Consider the following 20430-nt stretch of genomic DNA (forward strand, 5'->3'; position numbering starts at 1 on the left):
AAAAGGTCCTCTCCATTTTGCGAAGCCAAATGGGGAGGTGGCGCGCCGAAGGCGTGACGGAGGGGTTGTCTGCCCTCGCGCAATTCCCCCTCCGTCAGCGGCGAGACGCCGCTGCCACCACCCCCTTTGTGGCATTCGCCAAAAATGGGGAGGATCTTTTCTGACTTACATCTTGCCCAGGGCAACCAGCACGGCCACGACCGCCAGCCCGATCTGGGCCAGCATCGTCACCATCACGCCAGCCCCGCGGCCGGCTTCAAACTTGCCGCCGTCCATGCCAATGCCGTGTGCCACGCGTGCCAGCATATAGGCGCCACCGACATAGGCGAGCCAGCCGCCGCCCTTTTCCGCCAGTTCGATCCCGGCGATCAGGAACAGCACCCACGGCGTGTTTTCGGCGAAGTTGAGCTGCGCGCGCATCCGCCGTTCGAGCAGCGCGTTGCCGCCGGTTCCGATGCTGATTTTCTCTTTTGTCCGCACCTGTCCACAGCGGATCGCGAGCCAGAAATTGATCAGCGCGGCTGCGGCGGCCAGGCATAGGGTAATGGGCAACAACATAATCTTCTCCCCTGTCCGCACGGCACGCAGATTGCCGACGACAGCGCTTGCAACCCGCGCCAATTTCGCTATAGGCGCGCCTTCGCAAGCCACCGGCTCTGGTCCGTGCCTGGCTTATCTAGACGAAACCGGAATTTGCAGGAACAGGTGCCGCAATGGCTGTCCCCAAAAGAAAAACATCGCCCTCACGCCGGGGCATGCGCCGCAGCCACGATGCGCTGAAGGTCGAGGCATTCCACGAATGCCCGAACTGCGGCGAACTCAAGCGTCCGCACAACCTGTGCGATGCCTGCGGGCATTACAACGGACGCGAAATCATAGCGGTCGGGCTTTAAGCCTGACATCGCGGGAGTTTAACGCATGAGCCTGCCCCGTATCGCGATCGATGCGATGGGCGGGGATGAAGGCGTGCGGGTGATGATCGAAGGTGCTGCGCTTGCGCGCCGCCGTCATGATCGCTTCAAATTCCTGCTGGTGGGCGATGAAGAGCGGATCAAGGCCGCGCTTGAAGAACACCCGAACCTGCGCGCTGCATCCGAAATTCTCCATGCTCCCGATGTCGTGAGCGGCGAAGAACGGCCCACGCAGGCCTTGCGCCGCGCCAAGACCACATCGATGGGCATGGCAATCGAAGCGGTCAAAACCGGCAAGGCCGGCGCTGCTGTCAGCGCAGGCAATACCGGCGCGCTGATGGCGATGAGCAAGCTGGCGCTGCGGACCATGCCGGGGATCGACCGGCCGGCGCTATCAGCGCTGCTGCCGACGCTGGGCGACAATGATCTGGTGATGCTCGATCTGGGTGCCAATACCGAATGCGATGCCCGCAATCTGGTGCAATTTGCGATCATGGGCGCGGCCTATTCGCGGATTGTCACCGGCCGCGATACCCCGCGGGTGCGGTTGCTCAATATCGGCACCGAAGAAACCAAAGGCACCGGCAACCTGCAAGTGGCAGCGGCCCAGCTCAAGGCTGCGGCCGCCGACCTTTCGATCTCGTTCGATGGCTTCGCCGAGGCTGACAAGCTGTGCCGCGGCGATGTCGATGTGGTGGTCTCGGACGGATTTTCCGGCAACATTGCGCTGAAAGCTGTCGAAGGCACCGCGCGTTTTGTGGCCGATCTGCTGCGCCGGGCCTTTTCCAATTCGCTGCGCTCCAAGTTCGGGTTCCTGGTCTCCAAGCCAGCCACCGAACTGCTCAAGCACCATCTCGATCCGAACAACCACAATGGTGCGGTGTTCCTTGGCCTCAACGGCGTGGTGGTGAAAAGCCATGGTTCGGCCAGTGCAATCGGCGTGGCCAATGCCGTGGCGGTGACCGCGCGGCTGCTTGAGGAAAACCTGATCGAACGGATCGCGGCTGATTTGTCGCGGCTTGGTACCGATGGCCTGCGCAAGGCTGGCGGAGACGGCGCATGACCCGGCGGTCGGTCTTGACCGGCACCGGATCGGCGCTGCCGAAGCGTGCGGTCTCCAACGCCGAAATGGCGAAGATGGTCGATACCAGCGATGAATGGATCGCCGAACGCACCGGCATCCGCAATCGCTATTTTGCCGGGCCGGACGAGAATACCGCAACGCTGGCCACCGACGCCGCGCGCCGCGCGCTTGAAGCCGCCGGACTGCAGGGCAAGGACATCGGCCTGATCATTCTTGCCACGGCCACGCCCAACAACACCTTCCCGGCCACCGCCACGCAAGTTCAGCATGCGCTGGGCGCGAACGGCGGAATCGCTTTCGACGTTGCCGCGGTCTGCTCAGGCTTTCTCTATGCGCTGGGCATTGCCGATTCGATGCTGCGCACCGGCATGGCTGAAAAGGCGCTGGTCATCGGTTCGGAAACCTTCAGCCGGATACTTGATTTCGAAGATCGCGCCACGTGCGTGCTGTTTGGTGATGGGGCCGGCGCAATCGTGCTCGAAGCGCGCGATGTGGCTGAAGATGGCCCGGGCGTGCTGTTCACCAAGCTGCACGCCGATGGCGAACACTGCGATCTGCTCTACGTCGATGGCGGGCCTTCGACCACGCAAACGGTCGGTCATGTCCGGATGAAGGGGCGTGAAGTGTTCCGCCACGCGGTGACCAACCTTGCCGATGTCCTCAAGGAAACGCTCGAAGGCACCGGATTTACGGCCGACGATGTCGCGTGGGTGGTGCCGCACCAGGCTAACCAGCGGATTATCGATGCGACCGCCAGGAAGCTCGGATTGTCGCCTGACCGGGTTGTCCTCACCGTCGATCAGCACGCCAATACTTCGGCTGCCTCGGTGCCGCTGGCGCTCGATACGGCGGTGCGCGACGGCCGGATCAAACCTGGCGAGCTGATCGTGCTCGAAGCAATGGGCGGTGGCTTCACCTGGGGTGCAAGCCTGATCAGGGTATAACCCCGCCGATTTGTTGCAAATCGCTGACAGTGCGTTGCAATTTGGCATGGGTGCGATATGGTCTTGCTCCCGGGTTGCGCAGATTGGGATGGGAAGGGCGAGATGCGCTCTATGAGCACTTTGACAAGGGCCGATCTGGCCGAAGCCTTGAACCGCAAGCTCGGGCTTTCGCGTTCGGAATCGCTGACGATGGTTGAATCGATTCTCGATCACATGACCTCCGCGCTCGAAAAGGGCGAGAACGTTAAGATTTCGGGATTCGGCACCTTCCTGTTGCGCGACAAAGCCCAGCGGATTGGCCGCAATCCCAAGACCGGGGTTGAAGTTCCGATCACGCCGCGGCGGGTGCTGACCTTCCGCGCCAGCCAGATGCTGAAAGAGCGGATCGCCAAGGGATGACCGGCGCTGCCTCTCCCACCTTTGCCGACGGCAAGGATCCGGAGGCGCTGCGCACGATTGGCGAAGTGGCCAAGGCTTTGGACATCCGCCAGCACGTGCTGCGCTATTGGGAAGAACAGTTCCCGATGCTCTCACCTCTGAAACGCAGCGGCGGGCGGCGCTATTACCGCGCCGCCGATATCGCACTGGTCGAACGGATTGACCAGCTGGTCCACCGCGAGGGCTATACGCTGAAGGGTGCGAAGAAGGCTCTGCTGGGCAAGGCCGAACCGGCACCAAGCCTTCCCGTGCCAACCGCGCAGCCGGTTTCCGCAGGCACCGCCCTGGCCAGCCAGTTCGCCTATCGCGCGCGGCTGATTGCGCTGCGCACCACACTGGTAAACGCGCTCCACGAAGCCTAGATAGTCCTCACGAGAGTGAGGATTTCAAGACCATGGACACGAGCTACGACGCGGACCTTGCGCTGTTTATTGGCGGCGGCTGGAAAATCGGTGAGGGGCGTGACAGCTTCCCCGTGGTCGATCCGGCCAGCGGTGAAACGATTGGCGAGGTGCCGCTAGCCAGCGCGGCCGATCTCGATGAAGCGCTGAACGCGGCTGAAAAGGCCTTTCCGCTGTGGCGCGCCACCCCTGCCGAAGCGCGCGGCGCGATCCTGCGCAAAGGCGCAGCGCTGATTCGTGAACGCAGCGATATGATCGCCCGGTTGCTGACCCTCGAACAAGGCAAGCCGATCGCCGAAGCCCGCTCCGAAGTGGCCGGTGCCGCGCAGATGTTCGATTGGTGCGCTGAGGAAGCAACCCGGGTCTATGGCCGCGTCCTGGTCCGTCCGGTCGGGCAGCGCGCGCTGGTTACCCGCCAGCCGGTTGGCCCGGTGGCGGTCTTCACGCCGTGGAATTTCCCGGTCTACCTCCTCGCCAAGAAGCTTTCCGCAGCACTGGCCACGGGTTGCTCGGTGATCGCCAAGCCGCCTGAGGAAACGCCCGGCTGCACCGCCGCGCTGGTGCGTTGCCTGATCGATGCGGGGCTGCCTGACGGCGTGTTGCAGCTGGTCCACGGTGTGCCCGATGCCGTCAGCCGCCACCTGATCGCCTCGCCGGTGATCCGCAAGGTCAGCTTCACCGGTTCGGTCCCGGTAGGCCGCCACCTGATGCGGCTGGCCGCCGACGGGCTCAAGCGGGTGACGATGGAACTGGGCGGCCACGCCCCGGTGCTGGTGTTCGACGATTGCGATCTCGACAAGACGCTCGACCTGGTGGTGCCGCAGAAATTCCGCAACGCCGGGCAGGTCTGCGTTTCGCCGACGCGGTTCTACGTCCAGGAAAGCATCTACGAACGCTTTGTCGAAGGCTTTGCGGCACGCACGCACGGCGTAACCACGGGGCATGGGCTTGATGCGGCCAGCACGATGGGCCCGCTTGCGAATGTGCGCCGCCCCGGCGCGATCGCGGCACTGGTCGAAGATGCCGCGGCCAAGGGTGCGCGGGTGATGGCCGGAGGCAAGCGCGGCAATGCCGGGTTCTTTTTCCAGCCGACGCTGCTGGCCGATGTGCCGGACAATGCCGATATCATGAACAACGAACCGTTCGGCCCGGTAGCGGTCGCGGCACCGTTTTCGACGCTGGAGGACGCGGTGGCCAAGGCCAATCGCCTGCCGTTCGGCCTCGCGGCGTTCGCCTTCACCGAAGGGCTGCGCACCGCCAATGTGCTGGGCGATGCGATCGAAGCCGGGATGGTCGGAATCAACACCTTCGCGATCAGCAGCGCCGATGCGCCGTTCGGCGGGGTCAAGGATTCAGGCTTCGGCAGCGAAGGCGGAACCGAAGGGATGGACAGCTATCTGGTGACCAAGGCGATCCATATGGCTTGAGCGGTCAGCTCAGCACCGGGCCCAGCGCAGGATCCAGATCTCTTGGCCGGGTCAAATGCACCAGCCGGGCGCAGCCGTCCTTGAGGTCCGCCCATTTGCCGATATCCAGCTCCAGCACGGCGAAGCTGGCGGTGGGGAGCTTTTCTTCGACCACATCGCGCAGCGGGCTTGAACCATCATCGGGCACCAGATCGAAGATCAGGTCTTCAAGGCCCGGGTTATGGCCGACCATCAGAATCGATGCCGGGTCACCGGCTTGTTCGCGCAGCAGATCAGCAAGGGTCACGCCGCTGGCGAGGTAGACCCGCCGATCCCAGTTGACCGCGACCGGACGTCCGATTGCTTCCGCGGCGATTTCGATCGTTTCGGCGCAGCGGATTGCGGGTGAGGCAATCATCCGTTCCCACTTGACCCCGTGATCGCGCACGTGCCCGCCCATCAGCGCCGCTCCGCACCTGCCGCGTTCATTCAGCGGACGGTCGAAATCGCGGGCGCGCGGATCCTGCCAATCGCTTTTTGCGTGTCGGAACAGGCCAAGGATTTTCAAGCGTCGCTCTCTTGCTGCGTGGGCATTTGTGAAACACTGCCCGCGACGCGATGTAAAGCCTGATCGAGTGTCAGGCGTGTTACCGGCGTACCGGGGGGAAATGCTGACAAGAGCCGGCTGGGGAAAGCGGCCGAAAGCACCACGAATTGCCCATGATCCTGCCGGCTGCGGATCAACCGCCCAAAGGCCTGGGCCAGCCGTGCGCGGATGATCCGGTCGTCAAAGGCGCTGCCTCCGCCTGCCAGGCGCCGTGCGCGGTGGAGGATCGATGGCTTGGGCCAGGGTACTTGTTCCATCACCACCAGCCGCAGCGAATGGCCCGGAACGTCTACCCCGTCGCGCAAGGCATCGGTGCCGAGCAAGGAAGCGCGCGGATCGTCGCGGAAAATATCGACCAAGGTGCCGGTGTCGATCGGATCGACATGCTGGGCGTAAAGCGGCAGGCCGCCGCGGGCGAGACGATCGGCGATCCGGCCATGCACTGCGCGCAGGCGCCGAATCGCGGTGAATAGCCCCAGTGCGCCGCCGCCCGACGCCTCGATAAGACGCGCATAGGCCCCTGCCAGCGCGGCGACATCGCCTTTGGGCACGTCGGTGACGATCAGCACTTCGGCCTGGCTCGCATAGTCGAACGGGCTTTCGAAGCTCGACAGGCGGGGGGCAAGCTGCAGCGCCGGCGCGCCCGATCGCACCACCGCGCTGTCCCAGTCATCGCCGTCCTTGAGCGTCGCCGAGGTCAGCATCACGCCGTGCGCACCTTCCAGCACCACTTTGGCAAAGGGCTGCATCGGATCGAGCCAGCGGCGGTGTAGCCCAACATCGAATTCGCGTGCCTCGGCCCGGTCCACCGCCAGCCAATCGACGAAGCTTGGATCGGCAGGTCCGCCCAGCCTATCAAGCAGCGCCTCCCACGCGGCCAGCGTATCGACCCGCCAGCCCAGCGCATGGCGCGCGCCTTCCAGCCGGGCACGGCCGGGCCCGTCAAGCCAGTCGGGCGGTTCGGCCAGGATTGCTTCGATCCGCACTCCCAACCGGATCAGGGGCCCTCGCAGTTCGGCCAGCGCTGTCTGTGCCGCGCCAGCCAGTTCGATCAGCGGGCCATCAAGCTGCGCGGCTTCGGTCTCGAGCCCGTAACCTGCATCCTGCCCGCCGCTTTCATCGCGCGCGTAAACCGTCGCCCGGACCGCGCCGAGCAGCATCTCGATCGGGCCTGATGGCATGCCTTCGCCCACGCGTTGCAGCCAGCCATCACCGGGCAGTGCCTCGGCTGCGTGGCGCGCAGCGGCAATCGCCTTGCCGCCGGCCTCGTCATAGCTGGCGAGATCGGCCAGCCGTGCCGAAAGCCCGCGGCGGCGCCCTTTGGAACCGCGCTCGGGGCCGATCACCCAGCGCCTCAGCTCGATCGTTTCGCTGCCGGTCAAGGCCGCGGCAAAGGTCGAATCCGCCGCTTCGAAGACATGATGGCCCTCGTCGAACACGATCCGCGTCGGGCGCTGCCCCGCATCGCGGCCGCGCGCGGCGTTGACCATGACGAGCGCATGGTTGGCGATTACCAGATCGGCACCTGCACTGGCCCGCACGGAGCGTTCGATGAAGCATTTGCGATAATGCGGGCAGCCGGCATAGACGCATTCGCCGCGTTGGTCGGTCAATGCGCGGATCCCGCGGACACGGAACAGCGTTGGCAGCCAGCCGGGCAGATCGCCGCCGATCATGTCGCCGTCCTGGCTGTAGGCCGCCCAGCGCGCGACCAATTGGGCGAGGATCGCGGCGCGGCCAGTGAAACCGCCCTGCAGCGCGTCTTCCAGGTTGAGCAGACAGAGGTAATTCTCGCGCCCTTTGCGCACCACCACTGCTTGGCTACCATCGGCGCGGCGGCCCGGCCCGGAATCGCTGAACGCACGGCGGCTTTCGTGGCGAAGCTGGCGCTGCAAGGCCTTGGTAAAGGTCGAGACCCAGACCGTCCCGCCCGATAGCTGCGCCCACAGCGAAGCCGGGGCGAGATAGCCCAGCGTCTTGCCGGTCCCGGTTCCGGCCTGAGCCAGCAGCAGATGCGGCAGGCCTTCGCGGCTGCGCGGGGCAAAGGCGTTCGCGGCCTCTTGCGCATAGGCGACCTGCCCGGGACGGCTTTCGGCGGTGCTCCCGGTCAGCCGGGCAAGCTGTTCCGCCACGGCTTCGCGCTGCAGCACAACCTGCGCCGGTTGGGGGCGTTCAGCCACCTCTTCCCATTCGGGCAGTCGCGAAAACAGCCAGCGCTCGGCCTTGGCCGGTGCGGCGATCCGCACGGTCAGTAGCGGGGCCCAGCTCCAGCGTAGCCGAATGAGCGATTGCAGCGCGGTCCAGGCGCCTTCGCGCGCTGGCCAATCGGGCGCGGCGCACTGGGCCAGCAGCGCTTCGGCGGCCTGTTGCAGCAGCGCGGGGACATGTTCATCGCCGCCCGGCACCGGTAGATCGAGCGACTGGGCGAGTCCTTTGGGTGTTGGCACCACGAACTGTGCGGGATGGACGAACGAAAACAGCTCAAGCAGGTCCAGCCCCGATAGATCGGGATAGCCCAGCCGCGAAGCCACCAGCGGTGCGTTGAGCAGCAGCAGCGGGGTATCGGCCGCGGCCACAATCGCCTCACCTTTGCCGCTTTCGCGCGTGGTTCCCGCGCCGTCGCGCAGCCAGCAGCCGCCGTGGCTGGCATGAAGCGCGGGCAGGGGCAGGGCGGCGGTCACCCCGCCAGCGATAGAACGGAAATGGAACACGGCGCAAGATGCTGCGCGCGGCGGCAAGGATTTTGCAAACAATCGCTGCCATAGCGGCGCAATGGATAGCAGCGCCTCCGCGCCCGACAGACAACGGCTCGAAGGGCTCGATGCCCTGCGCGGGATCGCGGCGTTCATGGTGCTGCTGTTCCACGTCGAATATGCCTTTGGGCTGACCCCGCATTTCCAGCGCGCTTACCTGTCGGTCGATTTCTTCTTCCTGCTGAGCGGCATGGTGATGGCGCGCCAGTATGAGGGGCGGTTTCCCGATACGGCTGCGTTCCTGCGCAAGCGGCTGGCGCGGTTGTGGCCGGTCATGGCGATCAGCGCGGCTCTGGGGACCATTGTCTTTGCCCCGCAGATGCCGCCCCTGGGCGCGCTCATGGCCTGCCTGATGGGGCTGCTGCTGGTGCCGTGGCTGGGGTCTGACAAAGGGCTATTCCCGCTCAATCCGCCGGCTTGGTCGATCCTGTTTGAACTGCTGGCCAACGCGCTCCACGCCGCCGTGCTGCACCGGCTGGCGACCGGCTGGCTGTTGGCGATCAGCGCGCTGTGCGGTGCCATCCTGCTTGCCAGGGCGCCCAATCTCGATCTTGGCGCGGTGCGCGAATATGCAGTGCTCGGGGTCCCGCGGGTGGTGATGAGTTATGCGCTGGGCATTGCGCTATGGCGGCTGCGCGGGCGCTTGCCGCGCCTTCCGGCCTGGCTTGGATTGGCGCTTGTCCCCGCCGTAATTGTCAGCCTGCCGCGCACCGCGCTGACCCCGCTATATGGCGATCTTGGCTTTGCCCTGATTGCCGCCCCGCTCGCGCTGATCGCCGGACTTTCGCCGCTTGGCTTCGGACGCCGCGCGCTGGTCTGGCTCGGCTGGCTGTCGTTCCCGCTCTATGCGGTGCACTATCCGGTGCTGATGTTCATGGGCAAGTTCACCGGCCCGCTGCCCGCCGTGCTGACCGCGCTGGGCCTCGCCTGGCTCAGCGCCCACGGCGTCGATGCGCTGCGCGCGCGGTTGACCGGCACTCCTGCGCAGGCCACGCTGCCGCCATGCCGAATCCAGACCGCGCCGCACTGATCGACCGTTTGCCCAAGGCGGAACTGCACTTGCACATTGAAGGCTCGCTTGAACCGGAGTTGCTGTTTGCGCTGGCGGCACGCAACGCGGTGGCGATCCCCTTTGCCAACGTGGAGGAGGTCCGCGCAGCGTACGATTTCTCGAACCTGCAGGATTTCCTCGATATCTATTATCAGGGCATGGCGGTGCTCCAGACCGAGCAGGACTTCTTTGACCTGACCTGGGCCTACCTGCAGCGCGCTGCGGCTGACAATGTCCGCCATGTCGAGATCTTTTTCGATCCGCAGGGGCACACTGCGCGCGGGGTGGCGTTCGAAACGGTGCTGGACGGGATCGAACGCGGGTTGATCGCGGGGCAGCGCGAACTTGGCATCACCTTCCGCCTGATCATGTGCTTCCTGCGTCACCTTAGCGAGGAAGACGCCTTTTCCGCGCTTGAACAGGCCATGCCGCATCTGGACCGGATCCACGGGGTGGGGCTCGATTCTTCCGAGCTGGGGCATCCGCCTGCAAAGTTTGCGCGGGTCTTTGCCAAGGCGCGCGCACTGGGGCTGCATGTTACCGCGCACGCCGGCGAAGAAGGACCGCCCGAATATGTTCGCGAGGCGCTCGTCCTGCTCAAGGTTGAACGGATCGACCACGGCAATCGCGCGCTGGAAGATCCCGCGCTGGTGCGCCGGATCGCGGCGGAAGGGATGACGCTGACGGTCTGTCCGTTATCGAACCTCAAACTGTGCGTAATAGATGAGATTGCGCAGAGCCCGGTCCGGCAAATGCTTGATCTTGGCCTGATGGTGACGATCAATTCGGACGATCCGGCCTATTTCGGCGGTTATGTCGGCGCGAATTATTACGCAGTGGCTGATGCGCTGGATCTGAGCGCGGATCAGATCGTGCGGCTGGCGCAGAACAGTTTCACCGGCTCGTTCCTCTCGGACGCAGAGAAGGCACTGCACCTCGAGCGCATCGCGGATGCGGCGAATGGCTGACAAGCTCTACCTGACCGCCGACCGGCTGCTGGAAGACAGCTTTCGCCTCGCCAACATGGTGCTTGATGCGGGGTTTCGCCCGACGCATATTGTCGGCATCTGGCGCGGCGGCGCGCCAGTGGGGATCGCGGTGCAGGAACTGCTCGCCTACAAGGGGATCGAGTGCGATCACATCGCGATCCGCACCGCCAGCTACACCGGGATCGACCAGCAGGAGAAGGAAGTCCGCGTCTATGCGCTGGGTTACCTGATCGATGTGCTGGATCCCGAACACCGGCTGCTGGTGATCGACGACGTGTTCGATACCGGCCGCTCGATCGAAGCGTTTCTTGCGGAACTATCGGCGCGGTGCCGCCACAACATGCCGCAAGTGGTCAAGATCGCGACCGCCTATTACAAGCCGAGCCGCAACAAGACCCAGGTAAAGCCTGATTTCTATGTCCACGAGACCGAAGAATGGCTGGTCTTCCCGCATGAGATCTGCGGGCTGAGCGAGGATGAGATCAGGGCACACAAGCCGGGGGCGGGGCTGATTTTGGGCAATCGGGCATAGACTTCTGGAACGCCGTTTAACCGCGCTCGTCTCGGTGTTCTCAGGGTGTCCAGCCGGTGTCGACGGCATCGCGATAGACGCGAAGCTTGGAACTGCGGGTTTGGGACTTTTCCGAACTCGCGTCTGAATAACTGTGGCGCGTATAACAATCTGCTGTGCCGATCGTGCCCGCGTAGGCATCGTGGATATAGTCCGTGAATTCGTTCGAGAAGCGGCTATTGTTGCCGTAGTACCCTTCGAAAACCCCCGTGTAATATACCGTGCTGTGGGTGCCATCGACCAGATAGCAATAGAAATAGACGTTCCCGCTCTGGGCTTGCAGGGGACCCGACATCAAGGTCAGGGCGCCCGCAAGCGCAGCGGCAATGGCGGATATCCTTTTCACGGTGTTTTCCTCTCCAATCGTGTTGCAACTCGAAGGAATGATCAGTCCGGATGTCGTCATCCGTTGCTCGATCTGCCTTGAGCGGGAACAGAATTAGACAAAAAACCTGACTAGCAATGTGATGCGGGTCACACAGGAGGCGTGCGCGAAAGTCACCAATCCACCGCAGCGCTAAGCCGCGCCGCCACCCGGACCTTGCCCAGCACTTGCATCATTTCGTGCAGGTCCGGCGTGTTGCGCCGCGCGGCGAGGACGACGCGTAGGACACCGGCGAGATCGCCGAAATGGCCGATGTATTGGTCGGGCGCGGCCTTGAAGGTCTTGGCGTTGGGGGCGTAGCCGAAGCCGAGGCCCAGATCGCGCAGCCATTCGAGCCACTGGTCGCGGTCCAGCGCGGGGTCATAGTCTGCCGCAACCTTGGTCAGCAGCCCGGCCGGGGCGGGCGGCTGGAGCGCCTTGAACGCCTCCTGCGCCTCACCCAGCAGTTCTGCGTAGCGATCATCGAAGAAATAGCCGATGTCGGTGGGCAATTGCTCCCACCGAACGATGTCCTTGCGCGGGCGCTCGCCGTGGCGTTCGATATCGAGGATTGCCTGGCTGTACTCAGCGTCCTGCGCGAACCGGACCGCGAAATCGGGGTGGTGCGCGCTGGCCCAGACCAAGGCCGCGTCGTAGATTTCCTTCGCGCTCATCGCCCCGACCACATCGCGCGATACAGAATCGAGCTTGGCCAGATCGAACAACGCGCCCGAGCGGCTCATCTGATCGAGTTCGATCGCGAACTCCTCGTGGCTGACGCCGGGGTTGGCCACGCGCCAGTCCTCGAAGCGGCCGTCGATCAGGTTGAGCAGGTATTCGGTCACCGCGCCTTTGGGATAGCCGGCTTCCATGTACCAGCCGACCGAGGCTTCGGGATCGTGGCGCTTGGACAGTTTGCGGCGCGATCCGCTGTCCTGCTTTTCAATCGGGCTGATGTGCGCGAAACGCGGCGGCGTCCAGCCGAACAGGGCGAACATCTGCGCGTGCATCGGATAGCTCGCCAGCCATTCGTTGCCGCGCACCACATCGGTGGTCCGCATGAAGTGATCGTCGACCACATGGGCGAGGTGATAGGTCGGCATGCCATCGGCCTTGAGCAGCACCACGTCGGTCTGGTTGGCCGGGAACTCGAGATCGCCCCGGATCGTATCGGGCAGGGTGACGCGTTCGTCGCGCCCGCCGGTGGAGCGCAGTCGCACGGTGAACGGCAGGCCTGCAGCAAGCGCGGCTTCGACCTCGGCCTCGGTCTTGTCGCGCCAGATCGCCCAGCTGCCGTAATAGCCGGGCTGGACCTTGCGCTTGGCCTGCTCGTCGCGCAGCGCCTGCAATTCCTCGGCGCTGGCGAAGCACGGGTAGGCGTGGCCTTGTTCCAGCAGCCAGCGCACGCAGCTTTGGTAGATCGGCATGCGTGCACTCTGTCGGTAGGGGCCATAGGCGCCAATTTCCTGACCATCGGCGATCTCGCCCTCGTCAGGCGAAAGGCCATAGCTGGCGAGCGAAGAAACGATCAGATCGACCGTGCCTTCGACTTCGCGCTTCTTGTCGGTGTCTTCGATGCGCAGATAGAAAACCCCGCCGCTCTGGTGGGCAACGCGGCGCGAAACCAGCGAGGTGTAAAGCCCGCCGATATGCATGAAGCCGGTCGGGCTGGGGCCGAAACGGGTGACGCGCGCGCCATCGGGCAGATTGCGCGGAGGGAACTTCGCTTCGAGTTCGCCCAGTGTAAAAGCGGCTTGGGGGGTAAAGACTGCACTATCCATCGCCGCCCCTTAGAGCGTCCTCCAGCCAAGGGGAAGGGCGGTTTATGCTTGCGCGATGCCTGCAAATTGGGGAAGGCCCGCGCGCTATGACCGATACCGATCTCCATTCCGCCGCACAGGTTTCCAAGGCTTGGCCGTTCGAGGAAGCGCGCAAGCTGCTCAAGCGCTATCCGGATGGGAAACCGGGCGGCACAGCGGTGCTGTTCGAAACCGGCTATGGGCCCAGCGGGCTGCCGCATATCGGCACCTTTCAGGAAGTGCTGCGCACCACGCTGGTGCGCCGCGCCTATGAGACGCTGACCGGCGGCGCGCCGACGCGGCTGGTGGCCTTTTCGGATGACATGGATGGCCTGCGCAAGGTGCCCGACAACCTACCCAACCAGGGGCTGCTGACCGCCTATCTTGGCCATCCGCTGAGCCGGATTCCCGATCCGTTCGGCAAGTATGAAAGCTTCGCCCACCACAACAATGCAATCCTGCGCGAATTCCTTGACCGGTTTGGGTTCGATTACGAATTTGTCTCATCCAGTGATCGTTACAATGCGGGCGGGTTTGATGATGCGCTGAGGGGCGTGCTGCGCAATTTCCAGGCGATCATGGACATCATGCTGCCAACTCTGCGCGAAGAACGCCGCCAGACCTATTCGCCGGTCCTGCCGGTCAGCCCCAAGACCCATCAGGTGCTGCAGGTGCCGGTCGAAGTGATCGATGCCGAGGCCGGGATCGTCCGCTTCGAAGATCACGGCGACACGGTTGAGAGCTGCATCTTCGGCGGCCAGGCCAAGCTGCAGTGGAAAGTCGATTGGGCGATGCGCTGGGTGGCGCTGGGCGTCGATTATGAAATGTGCGGCAAGGATCTGACTGACAGCGTGCGCGAAAGCGGGCGGATCACCCGGGCGCTCGGCGGCCGCCCGCCCGAAGGGATGATTTACGAACTGTTCCTCGATGAAGAGGGCCAGAAGATCTCCAAGTCCAAGGGCAACGGCCTGACCATCGACCAGTGGCTGAGCTATGGCAGCGAGGAGAGCCTGGGGCTGTTCCTGTTCCGCGAGCCCAAGAGCGCCAAGAGCTTGCACGCCGGGATCATTCCCAAGAACGTCGATGAATACTGGCAGTTCCGCGAAAAGCTTGCCAGCCAGCCGATCGAACAGCAGCTGGGCAATCCGGTGTGGCACCAGCTGCGCGCCAACGGCTACCACGGCGGCGATGGCGACAAGCTGCCAGTGACGTTCAGCCTGCTGCTGAACCTGGTGGGCGTGCTGGGGGCAGGGGCCACGCGCGAGCAGGTCTGGTCATACCTTGCCAATTATGTGCCCGATGCCGATCCCGCGCAGTACCCCGCGCTCGACGGGCTGGTCGACAAGGCGCTGGCCTACAACCGCGATTTCGTGGCCCCCACGTTGCACCGCCGCAAGCCCGCTGCGAACGAGGCCGAGGCGCTCGCCGCGCTTGATGCCGAATTGGAAAAAGCGGGCGCGGATGCCAGCGCCGAAGATCTGCAGACCATGGTTTACGAGATCGGCAAGAACCCCGACTTCGGCTTCGAGAACCTGCGTGATTGGTTCAAGGCGCTGTATGAAACGCTGTTGGGATCAGGCCAGGGGCCGCGCATGGGCAGCTTCATCGCGCTTTACGGCGTCGCCAACACCCGGCTGCTGATTGCCGAAGCGCTGGCCTAGGCCAGCGCTCTTCGCTGCTCGGCAATGGCCTGGGCAGCGACGAGCGTGATGCCTCGCGCGGCAGACAACCGGTCGAGCGCAATGTCCTGGCTGCGCTTGAGCGCGGCGATCGCACCAGCCTCCAGCAGCCCGGCTTCGGCGGCGATCTCCCAGCCGCCCAGCATCGGCACGGTCAAGGCCCCGCGTGCGGCGGCTTGTTCCACCTGGGCCAAGCTTGGCACGCGCGGATCACCGTGTTTCATCGCCTTTACCAGCGCCGCCTTCCACGGTGCATCCTGCTGCGCCTGCGCAAGCGCTGCGGCGCGGGACTCGGCGATGCCGGGATCGGCCACCACGCCGTGCTGCAGCACCAGCGGTGCGTCTTTATGCGTTGCGCAGGCAAAACCTGGCGTGGCGACGAAGGCATCGAGATCATCTGCGGCAAAGGCCGCCGCGCGCGAATAGTGTAGCGGGACCGAGCGGCAGGTCAGCGGGCGGCGCTCGTAGATCGAGCAGGCTGTGCCGCTGAGCGCCGGGCAGCCCGCGCCGACCGGATCGAACGCCAGCGCCGAGACGGTCAGGTAGAATGTGCACTGTTGCACGCTGCTGCCAATCTGCGCTTTGCCATTGAAGGCATGCGCGGCGAACGTGCCCAGCAACTTGCGCGATTCGAAGAACCGCGCAGCTGCCGCATCGCGCGACGCGCCATCGGCAGGGTAGTCGGCCACACTGCGCGGCAAGCTGTAGCGCCGGAACAGCAGTTGCCAGACGAACACGTCAGCCAGTGCCGCGGCTTCGCCCAGTTCGACTTCTGGCGCGCGGTTGCAGCATTTGCCGCACTGGGTGCAGGCGAAGCGGCGAGTGGCTTGATCCACGCTCATCCTTCGATCACATGCGGGACAAAGCGCGCCCGGTTGCCAGTGATCAGGCCATCTTCGCGGATGCCCATTCCGGCGGCTTCGCCTGCCACGCACCACGATCCCAGCACCGGATAGCCGCGCCCGAAATCGCGCAGCGGGTAAAGCTCCTGATAGACCAGGCGGCTGCGGCCGTAATCGCCGCTGCTGCGCTGTACCACGCGCCCGGCCTGGACCACTTCGATGTTCGCGCCTTCGCGGGCGTGAACCGGTTTGGAAACGTAGTTGCCTTTGATTGCATGCGGATCGAACGCGGCAGGCAGAAGGTTGGGGTGGCCGGGGAACATGTCCCACAGCACCGCCAGCACCGCCTTGTTGCTCCACATCATTTTCCACACCGGTTCGAACCACAACGTATCGCCAAGCCGCGGCAGCACCGCCTCGCCAAACTCTTCCAGCGCCAGCCATTCCCAGGGATAAAGCTTGTAGAGCGCGGTGATCAAATATTCGTCCTGGTCAACAATCCGCCCATCGGCGTCGATCCCGATCTGGTCGATCAGCACTGCGCGCGTGGTTAAGCCGGCCTGCGCGGCGAGATCGCGCATATAGGTGGTGGTGATGGTGTCTTCGTGCGCATCATCATCGGTGTGCGTGCACCACAAGGTGCCGCCCGGGATCAGCGGGGCGAGGTGCTGCCAGCGCGCCAGCAGCTTTTCGTGCAGGCTGTTAAGCTGGTCGAGCGCGGGGAACACCGCCTCTTTCCAGTACCACTGCACGATTGCGGTTTCCAGCAGCGATGTCGGCGTATCGCAGTTGTATTCGAACAGCTTGGGCGGGCCTGAGCCATTGTAGCCGAAATCGAAGCGGCCATAATCGAGCGCGGGGAGGGCGCACTTCCAGGCGCTGCTTACGGCATCGTGATAGCCGGTCGGCACGCCGCACAGCGAAAGCAGCCGCGCATCATTGGCGATCTTTTCGCCGGCCTCGCGGTAGAGACCGTGAACCTCTTCGGTGGCCGCCTCGATTGCCTCGATCTCGGCCAGAGTAAAGCAGTAGCAGGCGCTTTCGTCCCAATAGGCACCATCCGCATCGGAATGCCAGATCAGACCCAGTTCCTCGACCTGACCCTGCCAATCCTGCCGTGGCTGAAGCGTCAGCCTGCGCATGCTTCAGGAGCGTCCGCTGCCAAAGCTGCGCCCGCTGGAACCAAAACCGCCGCGCGCCCTGGCCGCAGAACGGGTCAGGTTGGTGTGGCTTGGCGCACTGGCATAGCTGGTGCCCGCCGCGGGGGTGCGCGATCCCTTGATCCCCAGTTTGGGATCGTTCACGGAATCGCCGTAGTAAGGCAGCCGCGAACCGCGATTGATATAGTACCAGGCCAGAAGCCCGGCTCCGGCGATACGGGGAGTGCGGCAGTTGCCATCATCGACCCGGCGTCCGGCTTCATCGACGCACACTGCGGTATCCTTGTCGGCATAGCTGTCATCCCAGTCGTTGCCGGAAGAACAGGCCGAGAGTGACGAAAGCGTGGCGGCCATCGCGGTGGTCAGGGCAAGATGCTTTTTGCTGGCCATCATCATGGAACCATGCACGCGGCCTGGAGGATCCCCACGCCAAGGCCAATCCCGCCGACGAACTGCCCCGATGCTGTGCACCCTTCGGCAATGCGACTGGAAATTGTACGGAACAAGAAGCGGGCGATCACCACGAACACGCCCAGTTGCACAAGGGCCGCAACAACGCCCCACAGCAGCATGTCGGCCAGGTTGACCGAATTGGCGATCACCATGGCCAGCGGAATGGTAAAGCCGATGAAGGTGCCGGTAAGCTGGATCGCGGCGGCGCTGTTGCCTTCACGGATCAGAGCGAATTCACGGTGCGGGGTGGCCAGCGAATAGAGGTAAAGAAACGCCACGGCGAGCGCCAGCGCGGCTGCAAAATAGGCGAGGAAGTGCGGCAGGGTGCCAAGGAAATATTCAAGCATCGCGGGTTCCTCTTGCGTACCGCATAACTAGAGCAGCTTCGCTATGAACTGGCAACGGTTCCGCCCAGCGCGATCCACCGGTCGATCTTGGCTTCCAGGATAGAAAGGCGCAGCGCCCCCGATCCAAGCACCTGATCGTGAAATGCGCGCACATTAAAGCGCGGGCCCAGCGCGGCCTGCGCCTTGCGCTTCAGCCGCTGGATGGTCAGCGCGCCGATCTTGTAGCCCAGTGCCTGACCCGGCCAGGCGATATAGCGTTCCACTTCGGCGGTCGCATCGCTTTGCCCCATGCCCGAATTGCCCAGCATATAGGCAATGCCCTGTTCGCGGCTCCAGCCCTTGGCGTGGATCCCGGTATCGACCACCAGTCGCATCGCGCGCAGCATCTCGTCGTCCAGCGTGCCCCAGTGCTGCAGCGGATCCTTGAACAGCCCCATGTCGTAGCCCAGCGTCTCGGCATAGAGCGCCCAGCCTTCGACGTAGGCATTGTTGCCGCCGAAGCGCTGAAAATCGGGTAGTGAGCGGTCTTCGAGCGCCAGGCTGATCTGGAAATGGTGCCCCGGCGCGCCTTCGTGGAGATAGAGCGTGGTAATCCCGGTCAGAAACCGGCTGGGCAGGTCGTAAGCGTTGTAGAAGAACACTCCCGGCCGCCGCCCATCGGGCGAACCCTGGTTATAGCTTCCGCCCGCCTCGTACTTTTCGCGGTAGGCTGGGTAGGGCCTGATTTCGAGCGCGGTGCGCGGTGTCCGGTTGAAATAGCGTGGTACCTGCACGTCGACGGCCCGGGCTACCTCGGCGAAACCATCGGCCAGCTCGGCGCGGGTCTTGGGGTGAAACCGCGGCGCGGTGCGGATGTGATCGAAGAACCCGGTAAGCGGTCCGGCAAAGCCGATCGCCACCTTGACCTTGTTCATCTCGCCCTGGATTCGCGCAACTTCGGACAGGCCTAGCTGGTGGATCGCTTCGGGCTGGAGGTTGAGTGTGGTGTGTTCGGTGATGGCCAGACGATAGACGTTGGCGCCGCCCTTCATCGCCGTGATGCCCGGCGCTTCGCGCGCTTCGGGCAGGTATTCGCCGGCCAGGAAATTGCGCAGATCGCGGTAAGCGGGGTAAATTCGCCCGCGTGTGATCGCATTGTATTGCTGCGCCAGTTCGGCCCGGCTTTCGGGCGGTACGCTGTCCGGAAACTCCCGCACCGCTGATGTAAATGGCGATTGCTCTGGCGGTTCTGCCAGGATCGCATCGATTTGCGCGATCATGTTGGCCACCGTCATCCGGCTTTCGACCACGCCGCTGGCGATCCCTTCGCGGAACCGGGCGATGGCATTGTCAATCACTTGCGGGAATGCGCCGATATAGTCGAGATTGCGGCGGTAATCGGCCTCGCCAGCATAGCTCAGCTCGCCCCCTTTGGAGACGATCGAGGCGAATTCGACATGGAAACCGCCGAAATGATTGAACGGCCGCACTGCGCTCAGCGCAACGTAATCGGGCCGCAGCCGTTCGGCCTCCTCGCGCGTGTCGGCCAGCATTGAATCGAGCGAAATCCGCCGTTCGGCGCTGAGCTGTGCGCGGTTGATCCGGCCGAGGCGCTGCAGCGCCCAGCGGTTCAGCATCCGCCAGGCTTGCACTTCGGCGGCGGTATAGCTGTGGCGAAACGCCTCGACATTGGGGCCGCCGCCGCGATCGACCATGCCGAGCGGATCGAGCGCATCCGCGCGCGCGGTAATGTCCTGCAGCAACGCCATCAGACGCGCGTCTTCGCCTTCTGCAGGGGCCGCGGCAGCGGGCAGTGCCGGACCCAGCGCAAGCGCCATACCGCTGCCGACAAAGCGCCGACGTGACAGCGTCAGACCATGGATCAGCCCCATTTGCGCGAACGATACCACTTGGTGATGATGTATTTGGTTCCCTGGATCACCGGCGTACCGGCGTGCATCGTATCTTCGTTGGGAGTACCATCGGCCTGGTTGTTGTTCCAGATCAGCAGCCCGCCGCGCTGCGGCTTCACCGCGATCCCAAGGTTGGTGAAAGCGGTCGTGCCGCCATCCTCGACATCGTTGAGGAAGATCATCGCGGTGATCGAACGCTGTCCGCCGTTCTTCACTTCCCGCTTCCAGTAATCGGCCTTGGTCCAGAACAGGTCCATGTGGTGCTTGAATTCCTGCCCCACTGCATAACGCTGGCCCTGGATCGTTTCGCCCCAGGCGTGCGGAATGCCAAGCAGGGTATCGATCCGCGCTTCGACCTTGCGGACGAACGGATCGCCCGCTTCGACATTGCCCGAGCTGCTGGTGCGCCACACTTCTGTGTTGCCGTGATCGAGCACCGTGGAAGGCTGCGCGGTGCGATCAATCATGCGGATCGTTTCGGCGCATTCGGCTTCATCCAGGAAATCGTGCACCCACCAGATTTCGGCCCGATCGGTTTCGATGCGCTGGACGCGCGGATCAGCATCCAGCTTGCGCCGGACATGCGCGCCGACCCGCAGCAGAGCCACTTTGTCAGGCGCGGGGGCATCAACGAAACTCATCGTTCCTGACTATCCGATTGATCGCCAAGGGCAAGAGTGGATCGACTGGCAGCGCGGCCGCCAGCGCGGTTTGCCCTTGCCGCCGCGGACAGTTTACG

The 20430-nt window shown here is 64.1% G+C and carries 21 protein-coding genes; 10 read left to right on the forward strand and 11 right to left on the reverse strand.

Annotation, left to right across the window (positions count from 1 at the left end):
* Positions 1-165 precede the first annotated feature (165 nt).
* Positions 166-558 (reverse strand): MAPEG family protein, encoded by a 393-nt coding sequence (locus RMN99_RS10905; protein ID WP_309623348.1) that lies wholly within the window; start codon positions 556-558, stop codon positions 166-168.
* A gap of 155 nt (positions 559-713) precedes the next feature.
* Between RMN99_RS10905 and rpmF the strand changes: the two genes are divergently transcribed.
* The 6 genes from rpmF (at position 714) to RMN99_RS10935 (ending at position 5205) form a co-directional block, all read left to right on the forward strand.
* On the forward strand, positions 714-893 hold the full coding sequence (gene rpmF, locus RMN99_RS10910) for a 50S ribosomal protein L32 (protein WP_309623349.1): 180 nt from the start codon (positions 714-716) through the stop codon (positions 891-893).
* Positions 894-918: 25 nt separating this feature from the next.
* Entirely contained in the window at positions 919-1974 is a 1056-nt protein-coding gene (gene plsX / locus RMN99_RS10915) for a phosphate acyltransferase PlsX (protein WP_309623350.1), read from the forward strand.
* Positions 1971-2939: a beta-ketoacyl-ACP synthase III gene (locus RMN99_RS10920; protein ID WP_309623351.1), complete on the forward strand. Its 969-nt coding sequence runs from the start codon at positions 1971-1973 to the stop codon at positions 2937-2939. Before plsX ends, RMN99_RS10920 begins: the two co-directional genes overlap by 4 nt.
* Positions 2940-3041: 102 nt before the next feature.
* Positions 3042-3338, forward strand: a complete 297-nt coding sequence (locus RMN99_RS10925) for an integration host factor subunit alpha (RefSeq protein WP_309623352.1) — start codon at positions 3042-3044, stop codon at positions 3336-3338.
* Entirely contained in the window at positions 3335-3739 is a 405-nt protein-coding gene (locus tag RMN99_RS10930; protein WP_309623353.1) for a MerR family transcriptional regulator, read from the forward strand. The genes RMN99_RS10925 and RMN99_RS10930 overlap by 4 nt, the downstream gene beginning before the upstream one ends.
* A 32-nt stretch (positions 3740-3771) precedes the next feature.
* Positions 3772-5205, forward strand: coding sequence for an NAD-dependent succinate-semialdehyde dehydrogenase (locus tag RMN99_RS10935; protein WP_309623354.1), 1434 nt, complete (start codon positions 3772-3774; stop codon positions 5203-5205).
* 4 nt (positions 5206-5209) lie between these two features.
* Here RMN99_RS10935 and RMN99_RS10940 read toward each other — a convergent pair whose 3' ends face one another.
* Positions 5210-5752, reverse strand: coding sequence for a histidine phosphatase family protein (locus tag RMN99_RS10940; RefSeq protein ID WP_309623355.1), 543 nt, complete (start codon positions 5750-5752; stop codon positions 5210-5212).
* Complete coding sequence (locus tag RMN99_RS10945) at positions 5749-8502, reverse strand: ATP-dependent DNA helicase (RefSeq protein WP_309623356.1); 2754 nt, start codon at positions 8500-8502, stop codon at positions 5749-5751. The genes RMN99_RS10940 and RMN99_RS10945 overlap by 4 nt, the downstream gene beginning before the upstream one ends.
* 61 nt (positions 8503-8563) lie before the next feature.
* On the opposite strand from RMN99_RS10945, the gene RMN99_RS10950 reads away from it, so the two are divergent.
* Genes RMN99_RS10950 through RMN99_RS10960 form a run of 3 tightly spaced genes read left to right on the forward strand, consistent with a single transcriptional unit; the run spans position 8564 to position 11116 of the window.
* A complete protein-coding gene (locus RMN99_RS10950) occupies positions 8564-9574 on the forward strand; it encodes an acyltransferase (protein WP_309623357.1) in 1011 nt (336 codons plus the stop codon).
* Positions 9547-10563 (forward strand): adenosine deaminase, encoded by a 1017-nt coding sequence (locus tag RMN99_RS10955; RefSeq protein WP_309623358.1) that lies wholly within the window; start codon positions 9547-9549, stop codon positions 10561-10563. Before RMN99_RS10950 ends, RMN99_RS10955 begins: the two co-directional genes overlap by 28 nt.
* Positions 10556-11116: a phosphoribosyltransferase family protein gene (locus RMN99_RS10960; RefSeq protein WP_309623359.1), complete on the forward strand. Its 561-nt coding sequence runs from the start codon at positions 10556-10558 to the stop codon at positions 11114-11116. The genes RMN99_RS10955 and RMN99_RS10960 overlap by 8 nt, the downstream gene beginning before the upstream one ends.
* Before the next feature lie 40 nt (positions 11117-11156).
* On the opposite strand, the gene RMN99_RS10965 is transcribed toward RMN99_RS10960, so the two are convergent.
* Both RMN99_RS10965 and RMN99_RS10970 read right to left on the reverse strand, forming a co-directional pair.
* Complete coding sequence (locus RMN99_RS10965; RefSeq protein WP_309623360.1) at positions 11157-11561, reverse strand: hypothetical protein; 405 nt, start codon at positions 11559-11561, stop codon at positions 11157-11159.
* Between the two features lie 92 nt (positions 11562-11653).
* The gene (locus tag RMN99_RS10970) at positions 11654-13300 is read right to left on the reverse strand and encodes a glutamate--tRNA ligase family protein (RefSeq protein WP_309623361.1); all 1647 of its coding nucleotides are present in this window, start codon (positions 13298-13300) and stop codon (positions 11654-11656) included.
* Between the two features lie 86 nt (positions 13301-13386).
* Between RMN99_RS10970 and RMN99_RS10975 the strand changes: the two genes are divergently transcribed.
* Positions 13387-14979, forward strand: a complete 1593-nt coding sequence (locus RMN99_RS10975) for a lysine--tRNA ligase (protein ID WP_309623362.1) — start codon at positions 13387-13389, stop codon at positions 14977-14979.
* On the opposite strand, the gene RMN99_RS10980 is transcribed toward RMN99_RS10975, so the two are convergent.
* Genes RMN99_RS10980 through RMN99_RS11005 form a run of 6 tightly spaced genes read right to left on the reverse strand, consistent with a single transcriptional unit; the run spans position 14976 to position 20332 of the window.
* Positions 14976-15839 (reverse strand): YkgJ family cysteine cluster protein, encoded by an 864-nt coding sequence (locus tag RMN99_RS10980; protein ID WP_309623363.1) that lies wholly within the window; start codon positions 15837-15839, stop codon positions 14976-14978. The genes RMN99_RS10975 and RMN99_RS10980 overlap by 4 nt on opposite strands.
* Positions 15836-16981, reverse strand: a complete 1146-nt coding sequence (locus tag RMN99_RS10985; protein ID WP_309623364.1) for a glutathionylspermidine synthase family protein — start codon at positions 16979-16981, stop codon at positions 15836-15838. The genes RMN99_RS10980 and RMN99_RS10985 overlap by 4 nt, the downstream gene beginning before the upstream one ends.
* A 3-nt stretch (positions 16982-16984) precedes the next feature.
* The gene (locus RMN99_RS10990) at positions 16985-17395 is read right to left on the reverse strand and encodes a hypothetical protein (RefSeq protein WP_309623365.1); all 411 of its coding nucleotides are present in this window, start codon (positions 17393-17395) and stop codon (positions 16985-16987) included.
* Positions 17392-17799 (reverse strand): DUF350 domain-containing protein, encoded by a 408-nt coding sequence (locus RMN99_RS10995; protein WP_309623366.1) that lies wholly within the window; start codon positions 17797-17799, stop codon positions 17392-17394. The genes RMN99_RS10990 and RMN99_RS10995 overlap by 4 nt, the downstream gene beginning before the upstream one ends.
* A gap of 41 nt (positions 17800-17840) precedes the next feature.
* On the reverse strand, positions 17841-19670 hold the full coding sequence (locus tag RMN99_RS11000; protein WP_309623367.1) for a DUF885 domain-containing protein: 1830 nt from the start codon (positions 19668-19670) through the stop codon (positions 17841-17843).
* Positions 19661-20332: a 2OG-Fe(II) oxygenase gene (locus RMN99_RS11005; protein WP_309623368.1), complete on the reverse strand. Its 672-nt coding sequence runs from the start codon at positions 20330-20332 to the stop codon at positions 19661-19663. Before RMN99_RS11005 ends, RMN99_RS11000 begins: the two co-directional genes overlap by 10 nt.
* Between the last annotated feature and the right edge of the window lie 98 nt (positions 20333-20430).

It is taken from the genome of Novosphingobium sp., assembly GCF_031417815.1.
GTDB lineage: Bacteria > Pseudomonadota > Alphaproteobacteria > Sphingomonadales > Sphingomonadaceae > Novosphingobium.